Raw genomic sequence first — 21844 nt, forward strand, 5'->3', positions numbered from 1 at the left:
CATTGAAAAAACAAAACCTATATAGAAGCATTCTATATGGGTTTTGTTTTATGCAAAAATGAATTTATAAGTAAGGAGCAATCATAATGAAAAGTAATTTTTTTATTGCTGTCTGCATCACCATAACCATCGCTTTATTTTTTGCATGGTCACAGCGCTGGTCGGATGGACCTGAACAAACTATTAAGGATCAAGACACCAATATCGTCCTTAAACATAAAAAAGATAATTGGGCAAATGAGAGCTGGACGGTCCTTTATGGTATTGATGGAAAATCCAACTATTATGGACTTGAAAAGCCCGCTTCTCAGGATAAAGACCCTGCTAAAATTGAAAAGACAAGAGACCAATTGACATATGCGTGGTGGGGACTGTCCCTGTTATTCATTTTTTTAAGTATTTTAGGCCTGCTTAATAAACTGTTTAGTTTAAAGGGGAATATTGAAAATAAGGCAGGTATAGCTAGAAAGCCCGGAATAGAAAGGCGGCTTTCTAATTAAATCATTTCCAGCTATACAACAACGTTAATGGAGTTCCTTCTTCATTAACGTTGTTTTTTTGTGTGTTGTTCGTTATTGAGAATATTGTTTGCAGGGTTATCTATACTATTATTACCCCCTCTATAGGTTGATTTCTAGAGAGATTGAGAGGATATTGTTCTTTATAGAACTAGTATTTGTTCGTTAAAAAATAAAAAAATGAGAAAAACGGAGCAAATGCTCAATAAAGAACAATAAACGTTCTTTATATGGAAAAAATCGCCGAATTTAGCGTTTTCCTAATATATGGGAGCCATCGTATACTTATCTCAGGAATTAACAATTCCCAATTTTTTTAGTGGAGGTAAGGCAATTGGAAAATTATAAAAAGGTAAAAAATGTTCTTAACTGGAAAAAAATCTTGGGAGTAGGAGTAGTAGCAGGGACATTACTAGGTTCTACCTCTGCTTTTGCGCATTATGGTAGTGTTAATCAAAACCAAAGTCAAGATTCCAACCGATATGCTGATCATGCTGCAATTGGAGCCCTTATCGGCCAAAATCAAAACGCTGCTGACATTACTGGTCAGTTCCAAAATGAGTTGTTCTCCAAAAAATCAAGTCAATATCAAAATGCTTCAAAAGCAACTGTTCAGCTTCAGGGAGCAGCAGGGGTATTGATTGGTCAAAATCAAGGTTCTGTAAATGGTTCTTCCCAAACTCAAAGTGTCCTTTTTGATAAAGGATCACTTCAAACACAATCATCAAATAATACTGCTGGGCAATTACAAGGTGCTTTGGGCGTTCTGATTGGCCAAAATCAAGATTCTAGCAACCTTGGCCTTCAGACTCAACAATCTACTGGAAAATATAATGACCAAGATCAGGCGGGAGATAACACTAACCTTCAAGGACAATTGGGCCTTGGTATCCTGATTGGTCAAAACCAAGAGGCAAGTAATGGTGCCGTTCAAACTCAGGATGTGGTTGGGGTAGGCAATAGCCAATCTCAAGACTATGACAATACAAATCTTCAAGGCCAATTTGCATTAGGAGCATTGATTGGCCAAACACAATCCTCCGATAATGTGTCTGATCAAGGCCAATCAGCTTACGGTTACTTTAACGATCAAGACCAAGATGTAACAACTGTTACAGCTCAAGGTCAAGCTGGATTAGGTCTGCTTATCGGCCAATCTCAAGAGTCAAGCAATGATTCACAGCAGCTTGCTAATGCTGATGGTGTTGCAAACGACCAAGACCAAGACGTGTTGTCTGGTACATTACAAGGCCAATTAGCAGCTGGTGCATTAATTGGTCAATCCCAGTCTTCTGAAAATGGAACCTATCAAGGTGCGATTGCAGATGGGTATAACAATGACCAAACTCAGGTTTCAGCAGATGGAACTGCTCAAGGCCAAGCAGCTGTGGGCGTAGGAATTGCACAAGAACAATCTTCTGAAAATGGCACAGGACAAGTAGCAGCTGCAGATGGAAAGTCTAATGACCAAGTTCAAGTGGCTGCAAACGGAACTCTTCAAGGCCAAGCAGGTGGTTCTGGTGCGGAACAATCTCAATCTTCTTCAAATGAAACAGAACAAGCAGCTGATACTGATGGTAAATACAATGATCAAGTTCAAGTATCAGCAAATGGAACTGTCCAAGGTCAAGAAGGGGAGCATGCAACTCAAGAGCAATCTTCATCAAACTCAACTGAACAAGGTGCGGTTTCTGAAGGAAAGGGCAATGACCAAGCACAGGTATCCTTAAATGGAACTGATCAATCACAAGCTGGAGAATGTGCTGATCAAGAACAATCTTCTACAAATGTAACAAATCAAGGAGCCGATGCTGACGGCAAGAACAATGCTCAAGTACAGGTTGCCGCCAATGGGACTGAGCAAACTCAGTCAGGTTCAGAAGGCGCTGATCAAGATCAAGCTGCTACAAACAATACAGAGCAAGGTGCAGTTGCAGCCGGTAAGAATAACGTTCAAGCACAAGCTACAACAAATGAAACACAACAGGTTCAAGGTGCAGCTGGTAATGCTACTCAAACTCAAGCTTCCAGCAATGCATCCAGCCAATTAGCAGCTGCGTTTGGCAATAGTATTTCACAAAGCCAATCTTCTAGCTCAACTGTTGTGCAATCACAAACAGGAAACTAATTACTACCTTCCGTTGAATTCAGCTCCATCTGGTTTTGCTGGATGGAGCTGAATTTAGAATTGTGTAAGGAATGTAGCTTATTTTATTCTAGTAATCATGAGAGGGGCAAGAAGATGATTAAAAAAGGTATTGGTTCATTATTGGCAGTCTCCGTTGTAGCTATGAGTGTTGCAGTAGGAGGAGCTTCAGCTGCATCAAATCAATCGGGGCCAGCAAGCAGCAAATTTGGTGTGGGAAGCGCGGCTTCCAATCAAACTTCAAATGGACAAGGTGCTTCTGTTACCGGCTATCAATTCCAAGCTGGGAAAGTTAGTAGTCCATCTACATTCACTCAGATTAGTAACTCAAACTTAACTCTTACAAGCCCAACTTCTACTACTACTGTTAATGGAACCACGGCTCAACAGACATCAACTCAAGAGCCAACACATGTGGTCCAAAACCAAGTGGATCATACTTCCGGAATTCAATATGATAATACATTTGCCGGCGGAATCAAGATTCAGCACCAACAACTACAACGTACTTCAATAAATTATTCAGCAGCAGTCCAGTCAGTAACTCAACGTTAATGACGGCGTTACATTTGAGGCTTGTAAGTTTTGTCGATAAATGATAGTGGTTAAGAGCTGCGACTTTGTGACATTCTTACATAGATTGAAGAACCCGTCTTTTTCTATTAGAGGCACTTCAAATAAAAGGTGCCTTTTTTTCCGTTTTAAAGTTTTGTAGAGTAAATTAATAGAAGTTGGATATAAGAGTAAAAAAGCAGAATGACGATGGCTGGCATTCTGCTTTTTGTGTATATTAATCGCACTTGCTGTTAACCAATTGAGTGCAGTAAAAAGTTCGTCAAGAAAAGAATCGAAATAATATAGATTGATAAGGAAAGCTGATGCTTCTTGTGGGTAAACAACTTTACCAGCGGATAGGCTATAAACCCGAAGGCAACTCCATCAACAATGCTATAGGTTAAGGGAATCATGATGATTACCAGAAATGCCGGAAAGGCTTCCGTGAAGTCAGTGAAATCGATATTCACGATATTGGTCAGCATTAATCCCCCGATAATAATCAGGATAGGTGCGATAGCTGTTGCTGGAACCAGTTTGATGAACGGCATGAAGAAAAGCGATGCAAGGAAAAGAAGCCCCGTGATAATCGAGGTCAAACCAGTTCGTCCCCCTGCTGTTATTCCTGCCGCTGTTTCGACCGTTGAAACGGATGGGCTTGTGCCGAATAGTCCACAAACAATGGTAGAAATGGAAATGGCCTTTAAAGATTTTCCGTTCTTTTCGGGTGTTTTGAGCATTCCATCCACCTGGGAATGAAGCAGGCCGATATTTTCAAAAACAAGCACCAATACTAGTGAAAAAGCCGCTGTCCAGAACGGAATTGTGGTAATATTTCCAAAGTCGGCACTTAGGAAGACGTTTTTATAGTCCGCAAAGGAAATGAAACTGGTGTGTGGTTTCGAAAAGTCTACCAATCCGAAAAGATAAGACACCAGTGTTCCTAAAATAATACTGATCAGGAAATTCCCCGGTACTTTCTTTAAAAACAAAAATAACGTGATAATTAGATTAATAATCGATGCCATTACTATTGGGGTCGCCAAATCGCCGAGCGCCACAAAGTTCGTGGGATTCCCGACAATGAAGCCGCTTTTTTGCAGGCCGATAAAAGCAATAAATAAGCCAATTCCGACTGAAATGGATTCCTTTAAAGATGACGGAATCGCTCTAGTGATGATGCCCGATAATTTCGTGAAAGCCACAATCACAAAGAGAATGCCTGACACGACAACGGCTGCCAGTGCTTCCTTGTAGTCCAGCCCCATCGTACCGACAATTGTGTAGGTGAATAAAGCATTAATCCCCATTCCTGGGACGATAATTAATGGTGCGTTGGCAACAAATGCCACAAGCAAGCAGCCAATCAGTGAAGATAGTACGGTTGCGATAATTCCGGCCTCAAGCGGTATGCCTGCATCCTGCAGGATACTTCCATTGACAGCGATAATATACACAATAGAAAAGAACGCAGTAACTCCCGCAATAATCTCCTTCTTAAAGCTCGTTCCGTGCTCGCTAAGTTTAAAAACTCCCTTCATTTTCTTATCACACTTTCTAGTGTGTCCCTCTCCCGCCCGCATCAAGTTAGAATTCTATGAATCAACTTATGCCGGGAAATATTATAACACAGAAAATGCCAATGACAAGGGTGGAGCTTGCTTCCAGCAAAGCTGCCTGCAGCCCGCCGTTACGCTTGAGAATTCAATCACGCCGGCTTAGGTGCTGCAGGATTTCAAAAATTAGAATATCGTATGAAACGCGTTTCAGGTCAAGGAGATTGATACAATTTTTATTAATGGGTGCAGCGTATCAACTGACTGCAAGCTTTAGATTAGACTGTACCGCGTTCAATCAATCTAACAGGAATCTCCTGATAAGAAATTTCCTGATTTTCCTCGATTCCTTGAAGAAATAGATTTATACCAATTTCAACAAGCGGGATTTCAATCGTCGTAATGTCCATGACTTGAGCAATCGGCTGGTTATTAAAGCCAATTAGCGCCAGGTCATTAGGAATGGAAATTTGCCGATTCCTTGCACAGGTGACGATTCCGGCTGCGACATCATCATTTGTCACCAGCAAAGCAGTCGGAGGTTCCGGCATTTCAATAATCTTTTCCACGACTCGTTCTCCATCCTCAAAATAAAGACAGTTATTAAATACGAAAGCAGGGTCATATGGCAAATGATTTTTTTTTAGAAAATCTTTATAGGCCAGTTCTCTGAACTTACTGTTCGTTCCAGTTGTTCTCCCGATGGAATAACCAACTTTTCTATGCCCTTTTTGAAGTAAATATTCCAGTGCATAGATAAAGGTTTGATAGTGATCTACAAAGGTAGACGGCACATTTTTTCCTCTAGTATCTTCACACAAAATAATCGGCCCATAGGGTAGATACTCCTCAATCAACTGCCAGCTGCTTGCTCTCGAACAAATGATTAAGGCATCAATTTGTTTTTGCTTTAAGATCTGCAAGGCGTCTAATTCTCTTTCTTCCTTATAACTGGATTGAAAAAGAACGAGATTATAATTGTGAGCTAATGCTTCATGGGAGATCCCTTTTATTAATAAAGCAAAATAGGGGTGGTCAATGTATGGAACCACCACACCGACAAGGAAGGTTTTCCCCATGCTTAAATGAACCGCATTAATATTTGGCTGGTAATTGCTTTGCTTAATGGCATCGAGTACTGCCTTGCGCTTTTCCTCTTTGACATAAGGGTGATTATTGATCACCCGCGATACTGTCGTGACGGAAACGCCGGCCATTTTTGCTAAATCTTTGATATTAGTCAAGGTGTCAGACACTCTCCATCGATCTTATTATTAGGAAGAGTATAATATTTTTCTGCTTCAAAATGAAGGAAGAGGCTCTTTATTGCATGAACGTGTTTAAACATTTGCCGGCTCTTGTTCGGGGATGTTCAGCCTCATGTATTTCCTTGCTCTATTCGGATAAATCCCATCTGTTTGAAACCAATCCCAAGCTTTTTCTCCTTTTTTCCGGCCGACGGCACCGCTCATGATCAGTCCGGGTTTCGCCAAATGGCATGGAACCCCTTTGATGTAATAAGTTTGGTTTGTGTTGAATTCAGTCAGAACAATGGTATCTTCAATTCTGCTGGTTACTTCGAAAAGGCTGTCCCGCCGGTCGGTAAACTGATCAAATTTGTGCTGGATTTTTTCCATAGCGAAATCGAGATTAAAGTCATCGTGGTGAAGCCGCGGAAAATCGCGTATAAAGAGGCTGTTCAGCAGGCGTTCGCAGGTTTTAAGGTCGAAGCGGGCCTCATTTGCATATTGGTTAACAAGACCATACCAAGAAGTGCCAACCCTTCGATCCAGCCAGCGGACGAAATTTTTTAACTGCGTCAGGAATTTTTCGGTTTCTTTTTCTTGTGGCGTAATTTTCATACAATGTGGAAAATGAGTGAAGATTAATTCTTCCCAGAATGAGGAATCGCATTCTTGCCATGAATGAGGACATGCATCTTCTAACGTATCGGTCATAAAGCTTGAAAAAACCTCTAGAAATTCATTGCGGAGCTTGTTGGCAGGCTGTTCACGTTTGTAGGAGAGGATGTCTTTTCCATAATAGAAAAAGTGGCCGCGTTGCCGAAAGTGAAATTGGGAACCAATCGCCATGTTCGTTAAAAATTCTTCCCGTTCCTCAGGATTAGCGAAAGGCTGTAAAAATACATTCAATTGCAGCTGATTATCGCAGCATTTCTCCTGAGGTTTGCCGCTGCCGCATGGACATAAAGATTGTTTTTTCATAGAACGAATCAACCAGCTTTCTTAGTGGATTTTTTTGAAAGGGGCTAGAGAAGATATTCTAGGGGTGACATCCGTATTATAACTTACCTATGAAAAAAAGAATCTAAAAATTGTGTGAACATGGGAGGTTTGTAAAAATTGGATTTAGTGTCAGCCTAAGGTAAAGTAGAATTAGTGGATTTTTACGGGGGGACTTTGATATGGAAAAAGCAAAAGCAAACATCAAGGCTATATTAATAGCTGACCAGGCGGGTTCGTTTGTGACCAGAAGGATTCCGGAGGTACAACTTGAATTTGGCGGTATAAGAGGTGACCGTCACTTCGGGGTAACGTGCGCGGCTGACTCTAGGCAGCCTATGTATCCAAGGGGGACGGAAATTCTGAACCGCCGGCAGATTACCGTCGTTTCAGAGAAAGACTGTAAGGAGATTGCTAAAGAGTTAGGGGTACCGCATGTTCTGCCGGAATGGCTGGGGGCGAACCTATTGATGCAAGGCTTTCCGGAATTGACGAAATTAACGCTGGGCTCACGGATTCTGTTTCCAAGTGGGGCTGGATTGATCTGCATGGGGGAAAACTTGCCGTGCATCTTCCCGGGCGAGGAAATTCAAAAGCATTTTCCAGATCATCCTAAGCTGGCCGCGCGTTTTGTCCGGGTCGGTTACAGAAGGCGGGGAATCGTTTGTGCAGTAGAGAGACCGGGGGGCATTTCTGAAGGTGAAGAGGTTCAAATATTGGTAAATGATTATATGAATCCAATGCAATAGGCGACAGTATGTGGACTCATCGAGCATATTAACGGAGTGAAATGCCTTATGAATGCTCATTTGGTACAAAACTTCGAAAAATTTAATGGAAGTATCCTCATAAAAGGTTCATGAGGACACAACGAGTGAAAAATCGAGTGAAAGTGCCCTCATGGAAGGCTTATGCGGACACAACGAGCGAAAAAACAAGTGAAAGTGTCCTCATGGAAGGCTTATGAGGACACAACGAGCGAAAAAACGAGTGAAAGTGTCCTCATAAAAGGCATATGGGGGTATATAACCATCTTTAAGTAAGGAAAAGGCAGCTAAATTTACACTCGAAATGAATTTTTCAAGAGGGGGAAATCATATGCAACTATCTTTCGACCATTTGGTTTGGTTTTTCAAAAAGCCAGAGGAGGCCATCGCTCCTCTTGAGCGAGTAGGTTTAAAAGTGGTACCTGGCGGCCGCCATGAGTCTTGGGGCACGTATAATACATTAAGCTATTTTGAATTAAGTTACTTAGAGTTTTTGGGGATTGAGGATTGGCAGTGGGCCGAAACGCATGAGGCCAACCGCTTGATTACGCACATTGTGGAACAGCTTCCAAAAGGGAATGGGGAAGGTCCAGCCAGGATAGCAATCCGCACAAACGAAATTGCGAAGTTGGCAGAACAGCTCAAGCAGGAAGGATTCAAAGTTTATGGACCGATTCAAGGAGAGCGTGTACGAGGTGACGGCGAGGTCATTAAATGGTCGCTGCTATTCCCGGAGTTTGCTGGGTCGGAATTGCGGCTTCCTTTCTTTATTCAATGGGAGAAATCCGACGAGGAACGGTTGGCAGAACTTGACCAGCAAGGCCTTATTGACCGCCATCCTGCAGGGCCAGTCCGGTTTGCGAGTGTTGGTTTTGCGGTCCAAAACTTGGACGAAACACTGGTAGTCTGGGGGAAACTCCTCAACCTGCCCATTAGCGCCGAGTTTACCAACCGTGAATTAAATGCCCGATGCAGAAAAATAGCCCTGGCAGGAACAGAGCTTTTGTTTTGCAGACCTATTGGGGAAGGGATTACCGCGGAAGTGCTAAAAGAGAAAGGGGAAACCCCATTCATAGTAAACCTATCAAACACAAACCAAACCCAGATCTTTGAAATGCTAAACGGGTACTGGAGTTTTCAATAGGTATACACTTTAACCTGCCGGGGACCAGGTCCCCAACCTGTAACCAGTTTAGAAAATCCAGTCCGTTAATAAGTTAATGCATCTGAAGCCTGACCCCGTTTTTCTTTATCGAGTGCGGTAACGATATAGGCAAATCCGTTCATTAGGAAGTAAATGACGTTGGATTGGGCTCGCTCGGTTTCCCCTAAATAGGTATTAATGATGGTGAAAACGGAATATAAAATGACAAAGAATAAGGCGATTTTGTTGAAAATGACCATTGCTTCCAACCCCTTTATATAGATGCTTATATTAGCTTATTTTCTTGCGGGCAATTTTATGCAGTGGGCAGTCCGTGGCTGTAGAGAAGGACATTACAATTGAGGGCTTATAACTAGTATATTAATAGGAAAAAGGAAGGTGACATTAAAATGGTACCTTCCTTTTCTTGTGAGACTTTTAGCGATACATGGTCCACTTCCCGATATCCTTAAAGCCAAGGCGCTTATAAATACGGCCCGCTGCCGGGTTATCATAGAAGAGACAAAGCGTTTTGCCTTCCGCCAGAACATCCTTGATTAATTTTTCCATAATGGCAGTGGCCAGGCCTTGCCGACGGTTTTCATTCCGAGTGCAGACCCCAACAATCATCGCTGATATGGAATTTTCCGCTGTCGTTGAAACACAAGCAGTCATCACGCCTTGGCGGGAGGTATAATAGGTTCTTCCTGTGTTGGATTCCATCGCATTTATTAACATCTTCCGGGCATCGTTTCTAATATGAAATTCCTCAATGCTACTGCGAAGCTCAATGATTTGATCAACGTCCTCAATGGCCGCCTTTTTAACCTCAACCTCATTGTCGCCAAGACAATCGTCAGAAAGGCACTCTGCAAAAAATGTTACTTGTTTTTTTCCAAGAGATAGTTCCTCAAAAGCTTCGAATTTTTCCACGATGTCAGACTTACCGGATAGATAAATAGGCTGGCTATACTGTTTCATAATAGATACAAAGCCAGTCACATCAAATTCTCCCTTAGCATACGGAATAAAAGATTGGTGATATCTTAGCAGAATTCCTTTAATCGCGTTCTGTTCATCAACCTCCGCCCAAAGCTCCTGGAACTCCGATGAATATCCGAAAGCTTCTATATCCCCAATGATAAATAGATTAATAGACGGTTCCTCACTTAAAAATGCGAGAACCTGCTGATGGTCCTGTTCAGTAAGCTTTCTAATCACGCCAAATCACTCCTTGTTTTAATAGAGTAGTCGTATAAATTGTAATTTTCAAGTTTTTTAGGGGAATGCACGAAAGTATTGATATCAGGGAAAGCCGCAATTTTGGAGTAACTTCTAAATCTATGACTCCTAAACAGTGAAGGAGACCCATACTCCGGTGTTATGAAGTAACACAAATAGGCAAACAGTCCCGTGCGTACTGTTCGCCTATCATCACTGCATTAAGCACCGGGGACTGGCCCCAATACTTTAATGAGTTTATGCGGGGAATAGACCCCTCAAATTAGTTTAGTAATCTGTTACGGTGAGATTTCTGTCCAGGTAGGATTCGATTAGCTCACTTACTTGGTAAGAGACCTGTGGGGAATCAAAATTTTCAAATGCATGTTCACAGCTGCCTTTATAGCCCATTATTTCGTTATAATGGCTCATATGCCGTTCGATGACTTCCTCGCTATCTTGGCGCTTCTTATGTCTTTCAATGACCGTATCACGGTCCGCATACACAAAAATTCGTACAACATGATCTCCATACATTTTTTTCAGCTTTTCAGCGCCTTCGGGATTTAAGGTCAAATAAACGAAATCATGATTTTTAAATGCCTCAACTACATCTTGTTCACGGATCCCATAATGGATTCCATCAATCTCGACACTTTCGAGAAATACTTGTTGGGCTTGCATATTTTTGAAGGTTTCTTCGCTTATGAAGTGGTAATCTTCGCCGTCTTTTTCATAATGCCGTGGGGAACGAGTGGTGTAAGAGAGAACAGTTTCCATGTCAAATGCGGTAGCGACGTTTTTCGCAATAGTTTTTCGTCCAGATCCATCAGGACCTGTGTAAACGAAAATTTTTTCTTTCCCTTTGATTCGATACATCGAGGTACCTCCTTTTATTTTTATAAGAAAACCCTTTATCTGGAGGGAATTTTTCTGGATGCATATAGGGTATACTATCATTATAGCAAAATGATAATGATATGGGAATGTATGGATTTGTAGGAAAAAAATCCAGGTAGTTCAAAATCCTTATCAATTTTACGAACGCATGTTTAAAATGAAACTTTTGTAGACATGTTACGTATATAAATATATACGATTATAAGGAGATGTATGTAATAAATGTTTCTAGCAGAACTTCAGCCTGAGGAGAAAAGGGCATTTCTTGAACTTGCGGCGATGATTGCCAATATTGATGGGAATTTGTCGATTTTTGAAAGTTCCATCCTTAGCAAGTTTCAAAAGGAAATGGGGCTGGAGGATTACAGTCACGAAGGTCTCCCGATGGAAGACATTCTAAAAACTTTTACAACTGAACGCTCCAAAAATATCGTTTTAGCAGAACTCTTGCAACTGATTTATTCAGATGGGGTTTTTCAAGAAAAAGAAAACGAAACCATCCAAATCATAAAAGAATACTTTGGCTTCGATGCCAATGAATTCGGCAGCTTCAAAGATTGGATAGAAAAAATAAGAGAGTTGTCAGTAAAATAAAAGGTGCCTGACCCTCTGGTGCGTTATCGCGGCGGGGGTCAAGCACCTTTTCTATTGGTTAAACTTCTACGGCGCTCACTTTAACGGTCCAGTTAAACGGATCCTCAAGCTTGCCAAGTTGAATGCCGGTGATGCCATCATAGAGCCGCTGGGACGTTTGCCCAATTTTGCGGTCGTTTATGACGATCGTTTTGCCGTTCCAAGTTAATTCGCCTACAGGAGAGATAACAGCTGCTGTTCCAGCCCCGAAAACCTCTTCCAGTTCTCCACGCTCATATGCCGCAAAAACCTCTTCGATTGAAATTCTCTCCTCGCGGACAGGCTCTCCCCAATGTTCTAAAATCTGAATGACAGAATCACGGGTAACACCTGGCAAAATGCTGCCGTTTAACTTAGGTGTAACGACTTCACCATTTATTTTGAAGAAGATGTTCATGCTGCCGACTTCTTCAACATACTTGTTTTCCTTTGCATCCAGCCAAAGAATCTGCGCATAGCCGTTTGCTTCGGCCTTTTCCTGGGCCTTCAGGCTGGCAGCGTAATTGCCGGCAGTCTTCACGTGACCGACTCCGCCAAGAACCGCGCGGACATACTGCTCTTCTACGTAGATTTTAACAGGATTCAATTGGTCGCCATAATAGGCACCTGACGGGGACGTGATGACCAAAAGTTTATATTGATGGGCAGGATGGACCCCAAGGCCTGCCTCTGATGCAAAAATGAACGGGCGAATGTAAAGCGATTGTCCATCACCTTCCGGAACCCAATCTTTTTCAATTGTCACCAACTGTTTAATCGCCTTTAATAAGAACTCCCCATCCACTTGCGGAATGCAAAGTCTCTCGCAGGAGTCGTTTAGACGCTTCATATTTTTGTCTGGACGGAAAAGCTGGACCTCTCCATCTGGAGTCTTGTAGGCCTTTAGCCCTTCGAAAATCGCCTGTCCGTAATGGAATACCATGGATGATGGTTCAAGGGTCAATGGCTCATAAGGAGTAATCCTTGGATTATGCCAGCCCTTATCGAGATGATAATCCATCACAAACATGTAATCGGTGAAATACTTCCCAAATCCAAGCGAAGCGGGGTCAGGCTTAGCCTTTAATTGTTCTCGTTGAATAAATGTAATCTCTTGTGTCATCTTCGCACCTCATCTCGAAATCTCTTATATATAGAGACTACGACTTTTTCAGAAAAAACACAATAATTTGAGTATGGAAAACTTGGTATTCCATGGTACTTTTTTGCATTAAAGTGAGGAATTAACCATTTTGCCGAATTCATAGTGATTTTTAACCGTTATAGGAAATAGGATGGAATAGGATGACGTATAAAGGGAGAGGATTGTCGTGCCAATTGAATGGATTGAAGAGATTGGAATATTTCATTTATACAATGACCGGACAAGTTATTTGCTTCAAATTGTACATAGAAAATATCCTGCCCATTTGTATTGGGGTAAGCGGGTTCACACATTGCAGCCTGCTTCGATACTTTCCTTTAAAAGCAGGACTTTCTCGCCAATGACGGAACCAACAAACAAACAATTTTCCCTGGACACTCTTCCCCAAGAGTATCCCGCGTATGGAAACGGGGATTTTAGGAACCCTGCTTATCAGCTGAGAACTAGCGATGGTTCAACGATTACAGAGTTTGTTTATGACTCGCATGAAATTTTTAAAGGAAAGCCATCTCTAGAAGGGCTGCCTTCTGCCTATGTCGAGGATGATTCCGAAGCGGAAACCTTAAGACTTACGATGGTTGATTTTAAGCTGGGGATAGGAATTAACCTCTTTTATACGATTTACAAGGACCTCGATGTGATCACCAGATCGGTTTCCTTCGAGCACCTAGGAACCCAGGCAGTGGAAATACACAAATGTATGAGCATGTCCTTGGACTTTCACCATTCTGATTGGGACTGTCTCCATCTTCACGGAACATGGGCAAGGGAGCGGTATCTCGAACGCCAGCCTCTCCATCATGGGATTCAATCGATTTCCTCCTCGAGAGGGGCCAGCAGCCATCAGCACAACCCTTTTTTCGCGTTGCTTTCAAAGGGTGCCAACGAAGAGGAGGGAGAGGTCTATGGGGTTAGTCTCGTATATAGCGGTAATTTTGAAGCAACTATTGAAGTGGCTCCGTACGAAACAACGAGGCTCTCGATTGGTATCAATCCGTTTGATTTCATTTGGCTATTAAAGCCAGGGGAAACATTTCAAACCCCGGAGGCCCTAATGGTTTATTCATCGGCAGGTCTTGGCGGAATGTCGCGAACCTTTCACAAACTATTGCGAACAAGGGTGTGCCGTGGAACCTATCGCGACAAATTACGTCCCGTTCTTATCAATAACTGGGAAGCAACCCGTTTTGATTTTTCCGAAAGAAAATTAAAGGAACTGACGGATGCGGCGGCAGAGCTTAAAATTGAGCTGTTTGTCCTCGATGATGGCTGGTTCGGACACCGAGACAATGACAAAAGCTCGTTAGGGGACTGGACTGTCTACAAGAATAAACTGCCCAACGGGTTAAAGGGCTTGGGGGAGTATGTGCAAACAAAAGGGATGAAGTTTGGGCTGTGGGTTGAACCGGAAATGATCTCGCCTGACAGCGATTTGTACCGGAAGCATCCCGATTGGTGTCTGCATGTTAGAGGCCGGAACCGGACGCTGTCACGAAACCAGCTTATTCTCGATCTATCCAGGAAGGAAGTTTGCGATTGGCTCGTTGAAACGCTCACAAACCTTTTCCACAGTGCACCAATTTCCTATGTAAAATGGGATATGAACCGAAATATGACTGAGATTGGATCCGCTGCCCTGCCGCCTGAACGGCAAAAGGAAACTTCTCATCGTTACATGCTCGGCTTATATCAAATATTAGAAAAATTAATCGAACGCTTTCCGCACATTTTATTTGAAAGCTGCTCAGGCGGGGGCGGCCGTTTCGACCCTGGTATGCTCTATTACATGCCGCAAACCTGGACAAGTGATAACACAGACGCAGTAGAAAGGCTGAAAATCCAATATGGAACATGTATTGTCTATCCGGCCATCACCATGGGAGCCCACGTCTCCGATGTACCGAACCACCAAGTTGGACGAAATACACCCATTCAAATGAGATTGTCTGTTGCCATGGCTGCCAACTTAGGTTTTGAATTAAATGTCGACAAGCTAAGCAGGGAAGAAAAGCTAGCTGTTCAAAAGGGAATCCAGCTCTATCGTAAAATTCAAGGTCTAATTAGCTTTGGTGATTTGTATAGGCTTCTCAGCCCCTTTGAGGGACTGGGAACAGCCTGGATGTACGTTGAAGAAAATCAGAAGCATGCGGCTGTTTTTTATTATCAAACAATGGCAACCCCGAATCCGCCCTTCCGTCGACTTCTGTTAATGGGGTTAAATCCGAACCGAAAATATCGGCTTAACAACGGTGAAAAGGTCTATTATGGGGATGAACTGATGAAGATGGGATTAACCTTGCCGCTCGTAAAAAATGATTTTTTCTCAGAGATATTCGAAATTCACGCGGAAAATTGAAATATTAGGCGAACCACTCTGAATTAGGTAAAATAGAAGGAATGAGAAATTTCCTATGAATTAAGTAAATAAATAAGTGGGGGTTAGTAGGTTGAAAAGAAGAGTAGTAATTACGGGTATTGGAGCGGTTACCCCTCTCGGTAATGACGCCTTGACGACATGGGATAAGATTAAAAACGGAGTTTCAGGCATCGGTCCGGCGACCCTGTTTGATACTGAAAAAGTCGATATTAAAATTGCAGCGGAAGTAAAAGACTTCGCACCAGAAAACTATATGGATAAAAAAGAAGCGAGGAGAATGGGGCGTTATAGTCAATTTGCGATCGCTGCCAGTAAAATGGCTGCAGCGGATGCCGGCATTCAAATTGGTACAGATATTTATCCTGAACGGGTCGGGGTATGGATTGGTTCAGGCATCGGCGGGCTGGGCGAGTTTGAGGAACAGCATAAGAAATTTATTGAAAAAGGCCAAAGAAGGGTTAATCCCTTTACGATTCCAATGTTTATTCCGGATATGGCGGCGGGACAGGTGTCCATCGAACTTGGAGCGAAAGGAATGAACAACTGCTCTGTAACAGCGTGTGCATCCGGCGCCAATTCCATCGGCGATGCTTTCCGTGTGATTCAAAAGGGCGATGCCGAAATGATGATCGCTGGGGGAACGGAAGCCACCATCACGGAAATGACGGTTGCTGGATTCTCTAATATGACAGCCCTTTCGAAAAATCCAGATCCGAATACAGCAAGCCGGCCTTTCGATAAGAACCGCGATGGCTTTGTGATCGGGGAAGGTGCTGGCATCGTGATATTGGAAGAATTAGAACACGCTTTAGCCCGCGGTGCCCGCATCTATGGAGAAATTGCAGGGTACGGGGCTTCAGGTGACGCGCATCATATCACAACACCGGCACCAGATGGAGAAGGGGCCCAGCGTGCGATGAAGACAGCCTTGGAGGATGCCGGAATCTCACCGGAACAAGTCGACTATATCAATGCCCACGGCACATCTACTTATTATAATGACCTGTATGAAACGATGGCCATCAAAGAAGTGTTTGGCGGCCATGCTTACAACCTATCCGTAAGCTCGACCAAATCAATGACAGGACATATGCTCGGGGCAACGGGTGCGATTGAGGCTATTTTTTCACTGCTTTCCATCAAGGAAGGGATCATCCCGCCAACCATTAATTACGAAACACCAGATGAAGGTCTGGATTTAGATTATGTTCCAAATAAAGCAAAACAGAAGGATATTCAAGTCGTCCTATCCAACTCCTTCGGATTCGGCGGCCATAATGCAACATTGGTTTTTAAAAAATATATTAAATAAAAAGATGATTTTTTCTACATGTTTAGGCAAATTTCTCGCTTTTTCATGATATTTGTCATGTCTAGTCCATGACACATGCTACTTACAGGATCATTTTCAATCTCCTATACTTAGTTTAATGACATACAAAGAAGGGAAATTGAAAAATGACCTTAGAGAGCACGAAACAATTACGAAAACAAGTTGCATCTTTTGAAAAAACCACAACAAAGCAAAGTGTAATGCAAATGATCAATACAGTCGTGCCATTTCTAATATTATGGTTCCTTGCTTATCAAAGCTTATCAGTCTCCTATTGGCTGACACTGGTACCGGCTGTATTAGCGGCAGGATTTTTGGTCAGGATGTTCATTATTTTCCATGATTGCACCCATTATTCCTTCTTGAAAAGCCGACGTGCTAATCGAGTCGTAGGAACATTTATGGGGGTTTTGACGCTATTCCCTTTTGACCAGTGGGGGCATGATCATGCGGTTCACCACGCAACAAGCGGCAACCTCGACAAGCGGGGGACAGGTGATATTTGGACGCTGACAGTTGAAGAATATAAGGCAGCACCGTTCATGCTTCGTTTAGGCTATCGTTTGTATCGCAATCCATTCGTTTTGTTTGGATTGGGGCCAATTTATCAATTTTTGTTAAAAAATAGATTTAACCATAGAGGCGCCAAACAAAAGGAACGCAATAACACCTATCTGACGAATGTTCTTATCCTGGCGTTTGCTGGGCTGCTTTGCTGGGCGATTGGGTGGCAGGCATTCCTAATTGTACAAGGTACGATTTTCATGATTGCTGGAGCAGCCGGCATTTGGCTGTTTTATATCCAGCATACCTTCGAGGATTCTTATTTTGAAGAAGACAAGGACTGGGAGTATGTGAGGGCTGCAGTGGAAGGAAGTTCGTACTATAAACTGCCAAAGCTTTTGCAATGGCTGACAGGGAATATCGGTTTCCATCATGTTCACCATTTAAACCCAAGGGTACCAAACTATAAATTGGAAGAGGCGCACAATAATACGCTTCCGCTGCAAAACGTTCCAACCATTACACTGGCTACAAGCTTAAAGTCACTTAGGTTCCGCTTATGGGATGAGGATAAGAAAAATTTTGTAAGCTTTAAAGAGGCCAAAGCAGTAGTGAAAAAAAGTGTTTCCATGCAGGCAAAACCGGAGCTATAAATGGCTGACTCCCCGTTTCGTTTTGGGGAGTCTTTGCATAAATGCAGGTGCCGTCAAGGAGGGAACAAAATGATTAGAATCGTCATCTTAGAGGATCAGGAAATGCTGTTAGGAGTCATTGGTTCCCTGCTTAACCTGGAAGAGGATATGGAAGTGGCAGGGCTGGCCGGCAATGAAGATGAAGCGTTGACACTCGTGAACCAGTTAAAGCCGGATATTTGCATTTTGGATGTAGAGATGTCTGGGAAGAGAGGCCTTAAGGCTGCTGAAGCTTTAATGTCGGCGGGCTGTAAGGTCATTATTTTAACCACTTTTGCAAGAGCAGGTTACTGGCAGAGTGCCCTAAAGGCGGGTGTAACAGGCTATTTATTGAAGGACAGCCCGAGTGAGGAGCTGGCCGGTTCGGTTCGCAGCATCATGAAGGGAGAGCGGATTTTCGCTCCGGAACTAAAGGATGAACCCGATAGCAGGCTAGAAACAGAGGTGATAAACTGTCTCAATGGAAGCCCAATCACAGACACCACAAATCAGCCATCGAACAAAAAGGGGACGGTCCGGAACTACTTCTCAGCAATCATAGAAAAAATGAAATTAACAGCTGGATAAACAGTAAGAGACACCTGCCGAATTGGTCAGGTGTCTCTTAATTTTTGGCTGGGAGTCATTGGGCTTCGTCACATGACTGCACAGCTAATCTTCCTCTTCGGCGTATACCTCAGTGGTCTTCTTATCCCTGCACTCCCAGCATTCGGCTCTGTTGCGCTCCATGATTGATAATTCCATTCCGCAAGAAATGCAGATATCCATCAATAAAAGTCCCCCTTTCTATAGGAAAATGGTAATGGGTATATATTTATGCAAAAAACTGGTTTGATATATCACCATCAGTTCGACAAATATTGTTGCAGGAGCTTAGAGTCTCGAAAATACCAACTTGTCCATTTTTTCTGTATCATTATAGGTGAAGGATAAAAAAGGAAAGGGGATCACCATCATGGAATTAGGATTGAAAGGGAAATCCGCCATCATTACGGGGGCAAGCAAAGGGATTGGCTTGGAAACAGCTCTTTATTTAGTCGGAGAAGGCGCAAAAGTCACGATTTGTGCCAGAAACGAGGACCGGTTACAAGCGGCGGCTGCCTTTATTTTTGAAAAAACCGGAAAAGAAGTACAGTACGTTGTGGCTGACGTCACGAAGGAAGAGGATTGCCAGAAGGTGGTTCAGGCAGCTGTAAAAAAATACGGACGGCTGGACATTTTGGTCAACAATGCTGGAACGTCACAAGCCCACCCATTCGAAAAAGTAGAAACGGAGCTTTGGCGTCAGGATCTTGATTTAAAACTATTCGGGGCTATCCATTGTTCACGCTATGCCGTACCATATTTACGGCAGGCAGGTGGCGGAGCAATCGTCAATGTGACAGCCATCCTTGGTAAAACCCCGCCCGCTTCGTCGCTGCCAACATCCGTCAGCAGGGCAGCAGGGATGGCCCTTACTAAAGCCATGAGTAAAGACCTGGGCAAGGATAATATCCGCGTCAATACCGTTTGTATTGGTCTGATTCGCAGTGAGCAAATCGAAAAAATGTGGAAAAGTCAAGCCCCAGATCTGTCGTGGGAGGAGTTTTCAAGGAAAGACCGGCAAATTCCACTAGGACGCATCGGAAATACGGAAGAAGCAGCGAAAGTGATTGCCTTCCTAGTATCAGATGCCGCCTCTTATGTTTCAGGGGTAGCAGTGAATATTGATGGAGGTCTGGCAGGAACTTTATAAATTAGAAAACAAGAGGCACCTTAACTAAATGGATGAGGTGCCTCTTGTTTCAACTGCCTTTTTTTCTAACTTTACCTATTACGAGTAACAATAAAGGGATAAAAAGTCCAAAAGGAAGGGAAAAAGCCGTCCACCATTCAGCTTGCTGGTCGGATTCAACAATATTCTTATTGATAATAAGAGAGAGAAATAGCGTGATGAACCCTAGAGGAAAGGTTAAATATTTATATTCCTTTAGTTTTAAAATTTGGCCCATACATATGACCGATCCATAGAAATAAAGGGTTATTTTAATATAGATGGTAATGAACCAGATGAATGCCATCACCGCTTCGATACGCTGCCAAAAGCCGCCGATATTAATATTGAGAGCTAGGACATAGGTGATAAATTGCTGGTGTTCAGAAAAAAGCGTCCCGAAACTCAAAATGCACAATAAAGTGACAAGTGTTAACACACTTCCTCCGATTAATGTCCCAAGCAAAAAAGACCTTTTAGCGGATTTTGTCCGGTTTACAGTTGGGAAGACCATTAAAAATAACACCAATTGCAAATAAGGGGTTCCAAGACCTTTCACACCTGCACCAATTATAGGCTTTAATCCATTTTCAAACACTGGCTGGAGCTGATGAAATTGAATCATCGGTAAAATTGAAAGGATAAACAAAACAAAAAGTAAAAAAATAAACGGAAAGAAAATTCCTATCGCGCGAGAAAAGGACTCTAGGCCATAACGGACGCCCATTATCATAATGATAATGAGAAGAATATGAATTGCTAAAAGGGGCGTCTCTCGGAGAAGCTGGATAATTACGAAATCACCGAATTGCCGCACAAACGTAGCGGTACTTAAGAAAAAATAAAAGAAATATAAGAGAACAACGAATCTACCGGGCCATTTTCCTAGTATTTCTTCGGAATATTGTGCGAGGTTCATATTTGGAAAACTGCTTCCTAGTTTATTGAGCATAACAACGAGTAACAGCGCGAGCCCGACCACTAAAATACCAGCTATCCAGGCATCTTGTTTCGCAGTATGGATAAGCCCTGCTGGAACATACAATACACTGCCGCCGACTATAAATGAAGCAATCATTATCGTAAATTGATGAGGTGATATTTTACCCTTTTCCAGCATGCGAGTTCCTCACTTTTCCCAAAGGGGTGAATTCCTGTAAGAGCTATTTCATATTATTTAGAGGCGAATTACCGATGGTGCCAGTTTGCCGAATCGTCATATCAACCTTAACGGTAACAGGCATTTCGGAAAATGTCTGATGCCAATCCTTTTTATATTTCTTCCAAGCATCGGGGTTTGAGCGATAAAGTGCTTCCCCAAAACCAAAAATATCAATTTGATAATTTTTCTGAACATGCTCTATCGTCGATTTCATATTTTCATTTAAAACTATTTCTGCTGCTTTTTCTAAATAAGAAATAGATTTGGGGTTTGTTAAATCTAATCCTTTGCAATCAACCTCACCGACATTTCCTCGCACTTTGACCCTTACTGATCCTTGAGGCATCCCATTTATCATTTTTGCAGCAAGTTTGGATTTTACGCCCATTACCTCAATGACGGCATTTCCACCCTGCGGACATTTTACATGTCCTACACTGCTCTTCACTTTTCCTAACGCATAATGAACATCCCGGCTATCCCTTTCGTTTAACCATCCAATCAGTTTATCATGTTTGAAAATCGCCATTCCTTTATAGTTCAAAGTTGTTTTCGGTTTCGAACGTTCGGTATTTTTAAGATTTGCCCCCTCATTTATATTTCCTGTAATTTCGACACCAGTTAGAATAGGATTCATTCCATCACTCACCATGTTATTAACAAGTTTATCTAATGTAACACCTTCCGTTGGCGCCCAAGATTTCGCTGATGCCTCGAGAGAGTTAAACAAGTTATTAGCCGGAATTTTTTCTAACGGAGTTAATATCTTTAATACATCTGCTGCTTTCGCATTTTTGGCTACTGTTATGTAAAAATCATTTCGTACTTCCGGTTCCCTTAAAAGAGCGTCAATGGTTTCGCCAATTCCTTCCTTTGCCAATTTCTCTCCGAAGACCAGGATACGCAGGTGCGCAAAATAAAGCTTTCTTGGGGAAGCGGTTGTTACTTTTCTGGCTGCTTCAAATATTGTGTCTCCTTTGCTTTGATAAACGACCACTGGCGCTTTGCCGCTGCCGCCCTTCTTAGAGGCAATTTCACTTGGATTGACTACCTGGGCAGTCAAGACGTATTGGCCTTGATCTCTATCTAGACCCAATCCTAATACAATGGACAGTTCATTTAATTCCCGTTTGTTCCAGCAGCCAGAAAGGAGGATAGAACTGAAAAGTATGAGTATAAGAGTTTTTCGTTCCATC

The 21844-nt window shown here is 42.6% G+C and carries 20 protein-coding genes; 11 read left to right on the forward strand and 9 right to left on the reverse strand.

The window, feature by feature from the left end:
- Positions 1-86: 86 nt before the first annotated feature.
- The 3 genes from ACZ5AE_RS02240 (at position 87) to ACZ5AE_RS02250 (ending at position 3219) form a co-directional block, all read left to right on the forward strand.
- On the forward strand, positions 87-500 hold the full coding sequence (locus tag ACZ5AE_RS02240) for a hypothetical protein (protein ID WP_464569080.1): 414 nt from the start codon (positions 87-89) through the stop codon (positions 498-500).
- A 337-nt stretch (positions 501-837) separates the two neighbouring features.
- Complete coding sequence (locus ACZ5AE_RS02245) at positions 838-2646, forward strand: hypothetical protein (RefSeq protein ID WP_464569082.1); 1809 nt, start codon at positions 838-840, stop codon at positions 2644-2646.
- Positions 2647-2760: 114 nt separating this feature from the next.
- Complete coding sequence (locus ACZ5AE_RS02250; RefSeq protein WP_464569084.1) at positions 2761-3219, forward strand: hypothetical protein; 459 nt, start codon at positions 2761-2763, stop codon at positions 3217-3219.
- Positions 3220-3470: 251 nt separating this feature from the next.
- Here ACZ5AE_RS02250 and ACZ5AE_RS02255 read toward each other — a convergent pair whose 3' ends face one another.
- The 3 genes from ACZ5AE_RS02255 to ACZ5AE_RS02265 all read right to left on the reverse strand — a co-directional run bounded on the left by ACZ5AE_RS02255 (position 3471) and on the right by ACZ5AE_RS02265 (position 7000).
- Positions 3471-4760 carry an NCS2 family permease gene (locus ACZ5AE_RS02255; RefSeq protein ID WP_464569086.1) on the reverse strand — a complete coding sequence of 430 codons (1290 nt, stop codon included), beginning with the start codon at positions 4758-4760 and terminating at the stop codon, positions 3471-3473.
- Positions 4761-5053: 293 nt separating this feature from the next.
- Positions 5054-6019, reverse strand: a complete 966-nt coding sequence (locus tag ACZ5AE_RS02260) for a LacI family DNA-binding transcriptional regulator (RefSeq protein WP_464569088.1) — start codon at positions 6017-6019, stop codon at positions 5054-5056.
- Between the two features lie 96 nt (positions 6020-6115).
- On the reverse strand, positions 6116-7000 hold the full coding sequence (locus ACZ5AE_RS02265; protein ID WP_464569090.1) for a hypothetical protein: 885 nt from the start codon (positions 6998-7000) through the stop codon (positions 6116-6118).
- Positions 7001-7200: 200 nt separating this feature from the next.
- Here ACZ5AE_RS02265 and ACZ5AE_RS02270 point away from each other — a divergent pair, with 200 nt between their 5' ends.
- Positions 7201-7767, forward strand: coding sequence for an MOSC domain-containing protein (locus ACZ5AE_RS02270; RefSeq protein WP_464569092.1), 567 nt, complete (start codon positions 7201-7203; stop codon positions 7765-7767).
- A 349-nt stretch (positions 7768-8116) separates the two neighbouring features.
- The gene (locus ACZ5AE_RS02275; protein WP_464569094.1) at positions 8117-8929 is read left to right on the forward strand and encodes a VOC family protein; all 813 of its coding nucleotides are present in this window, start codon (positions 8117-8119) and stop codon (positions 8927-8929) included.
- Positions 8930-8994: 65 nt separating this feature from the next.
- Here the strand turns inward: ACZ5AE_RS02275 and ACZ5AE_RS02280 are convergent, their stop codons facing one another.
- The 3 genes from ACZ5AE_RS02280 to ACZ5AE_RS02290 form a co-directional block, all read right to left on the reverse strand.
- Positions 8995-9189 (reverse strand): hypothetical protein, encoded by a 195-nt coding sequence (locus ACZ5AE_RS02280; RefSeq protein WP_464569096.1) that lies wholly within the window; start codon positions 9187-9189, stop codon positions 8995-8997.
- 178 nt (positions 9190-9367) lie between these two features.
- Positions 9368-10150 (reverse strand): GNAT family N-acetyltransferase, encoded by a 783-nt coding sequence (locus ACZ5AE_RS02285; protein WP_464569098.1) that lies wholly within the window; start codon positions 10148-10150, stop codon positions 9368-9370.
- Between the two features lie 288 nt (positions 10151-10438).
- Positions 10439-11029, reverse strand: coding sequence for a guanylate kinase (locus ACZ5AE_RS02290; protein ID WP_464569100.1), 591 nt, complete (start codon positions 11027-11029; stop codon positions 10439-10441).
- Positions 11030-11272: 243 nt separating this feature from the next.
- Between ACZ5AE_RS02290 and ACZ5AE_RS02295 the strand changes: the two genes are divergently transcribed.
- Positions 11273-11644: a hypothetical protein gene (locus tag ACZ5AE_RS02295; protein WP_464569102.1), complete on the forward strand. Its 372-nt coding sequence runs from the start codon at positions 11273-11275 to the stop codon at positions 11642-11644.
- 58 nt (positions 11645-11702) lie between these two features.
- Here the strand turns inward: ACZ5AE_RS02295 and ACZ5AE_RS02300 are convergent, their stop codons facing one another.
- Complete coding sequence (locus ACZ5AE_RS02300; protein ID WP_464569104.1) at positions 11703-12785, reverse strand: branched-chain amino acid aminotransferase; 1083 nt, start codon at positions 12783-12785, stop codon at positions 11703-11705.
- Positions 12786-12993: 208 nt separating this feature from the next.
- Here ACZ5AE_RS02300 and ACZ5AE_RS02305 point away from each other — a divergent pair, with 208 nt between their 5' ends.
- The 5 genes from ACZ5AE_RS02305 (at position 12994) to ACZ5AE_RS02325 (ending at position 19468) form a co-directional block, all read left to right on the forward strand.
- A complete protein-coding gene (locus ACZ5AE_RS02305; protein WP_464569106.1) occupies positions 12994-15183 on the forward strand; it encodes an alpha-galactosidase in 2190 nt (729 codons plus the stop codon).
- Positions 15184-15274: 91 nt separating this feature from the next.
- On the forward strand, positions 15275-16516 hold the full coding sequence (fabF, locus tag ACZ5AE_RS02310; RefSeq protein WP_464569108.1) for a beta-ketoacyl-ACP synthase II: 1242 nt from the start codon (positions 15275-15277) through the stop codon (positions 16514-16516).
- A gap of 146 nt (positions 16517-16662) precedes the next feature.
- Positions 16663-17694 (forward strand): Delta(5) desaturase DesA, encoded by a 1032-nt coding sequence (desA, locus tag ACZ5AE_RS02315; RefSeq protein ID WP_464569110.1) that lies wholly within the window; start codon positions 16663-16665, stop codon positions 17692-17694.
- Between the two features lie 69 nt (positions 17695-17763).
- On the forward strand, positions 17764-18300 hold the full coding sequence (locus ACZ5AE_RS02320) for a response regulator (protein ID WP_464569112.1): 537 nt from the start codon (positions 17764-17766) through the stop codon (positions 18298-18300).
- Between the two features lie 388 nt (positions 18301-18688).
- Positions 18689-19468, forward strand: coding sequence for an SDR family NAD(P)-dependent oxidoreductase (locus ACZ5AE_RS02325; RefSeq protein WP_464569114.1), 780 nt, complete (start codon positions 18689-18691; stop codon positions 19466-19468).
- Positions 19469-19517: 49 nt separating this feature from the next.
- Here the strand turns inward: ACZ5AE_RS02325 and ACZ5AE_RS02330 are convergent, their stop codons facing one another.
- The gene (locus ACZ5AE_RS02330; RefSeq protein ID WP_464569116.1) at positions 19518-20606 is read right to left on the reverse strand and encodes a GerAB/ArcD/ProY family transporter; all 1089 of its coding nucleotides are present in this window, start codon (positions 20604-20606) and stop codon (positions 19518-19520) included.
- A 43-nt stretch (positions 20607-20649) separates the two neighbouring features.
- Positions 20650-21843, reverse strand: coding sequence for a Ger(x)C family spore germination protein (locus tag ACZ5AE_RS02335; protein WP_464569118.1), 1194 nt, complete (start codon positions 21841-21843; stop codon positions 20650-20652).
- Position 21844: the final 1 nt, after the last annotated feature.

The organism is Neobacillus sp. S1227, assembly GCF_055385255.1.

Excerpts from the sequence above, each read along its gene's own strand:
- ACZ5AE_RS02240 (WP_464569080.1), top strand. The coding sequence starts at position 87 with ATGAAAAGTAATTTTTTTATTGCTGTCTGCATCACCATAACCATCGCT.
- ACZ5AE_RS02250 (WP_464569084.1), top strand. The coding sequence starts at position 2,761 with ATGATTAAAAAAGGTATTGGTTCATTATTGGCAGTCTCCGTTGTAGCT.
- ACZ5AE_RS02255 (WP_464569086.1), bottom strand. The coding sequence starts at position 4,760 with ATGAAGGGAGTTTTTAAACTTAGCGAGCACGGAACGAGCTTTAAGAAG.
- ACZ5AE_RS02265 (WP_464569090.1), bottom strand. The coding sequence starts at position 7,000 with ATGAAAAAACAATCTTTATGTCCATGCGGCAGCGGCAAACCTCAGGAG.
- ACZ5AE_RS02270 (WP_464569092.1), top strand. The coding sequence starts at position 7,201 with ATGGAAAAAGCAAAAGCAAACATCAAGGCTATATTAATAGCTGACCAG.
- ACZ5AE_RS02275 (WP_464569094.1), top strand. The coding sequence starts at position 8,117 with ATGCAACTATCTTTCGACCATTTGGTTTGGTTTTTCAAAAAGCCAGAG.
- ACZ5AE_RS02280 (WP_464569096.1), bottom strand. The coding sequence starts at position 9,189 with ATGGTCATTTTCAACAAAATCGCCTTATTCTTTGTCATTTTATATTCC.
- ACZ5AE_RS02290 (WP_464569100.1), bottom strand. The coding sequence starts at position 11,029 with ATGTATCGAATCAAAGGGAAAGAAAAAATTTTCGTTTACACAGGTCCT.
- ACZ5AE_RS02295 (WP_464569102.1), top strand. The coding sequence starts at position 11,273 with ATGTTTCTAGCAGAACTTCAGCCTGAGGAGAAAAGGGCATTTCTTGAA.
- ACZ5AE_RS02300 (WP_464569104.1), bottom strand. The coding sequence starts at position 12,785 with ATGACACAAGAGATTACATTTATTCAACGAGAACAATTAAAGGCTAAG.
- desA (WP_464569110.1), top strand. The coding sequence starts at position 16,663 with ATGACCTTAGAGAGCACGAAACAATTACGAAAACAAGTTGCATCTTTT.
- ACZ5AE_RS02320 (WP_464569112.1), top strand. The coding sequence starts at position 17,764 with ATGATTAGAATCGTCATCTTAGAGGATCAGGAAATGCTGTTAGGAGTC.
- ACZ5AE_RS02325 (WP_464569114.1), top strand. The coding sequence starts at position 18,689 with ATGGAATTAGGATTGAAAGGGAAATCCGCCATCATTACGGGGGCAAGC.
- ACZ5AE_RS02330 (WP_464569116.1), bottom strand. The coding sequence starts at position 20,606 with ATGCTGGAAAAGGGTAAAATATCACCTCATCAATTTACGATAATGATT.
- ACZ5AE_RS02335 (WP_464569118.1), bottom strand. The coding sequence starts at position 21,843 with ATGGAACGAAAAACTCTTATACTCATACTTTTCAGTTCTATCCTCCTT.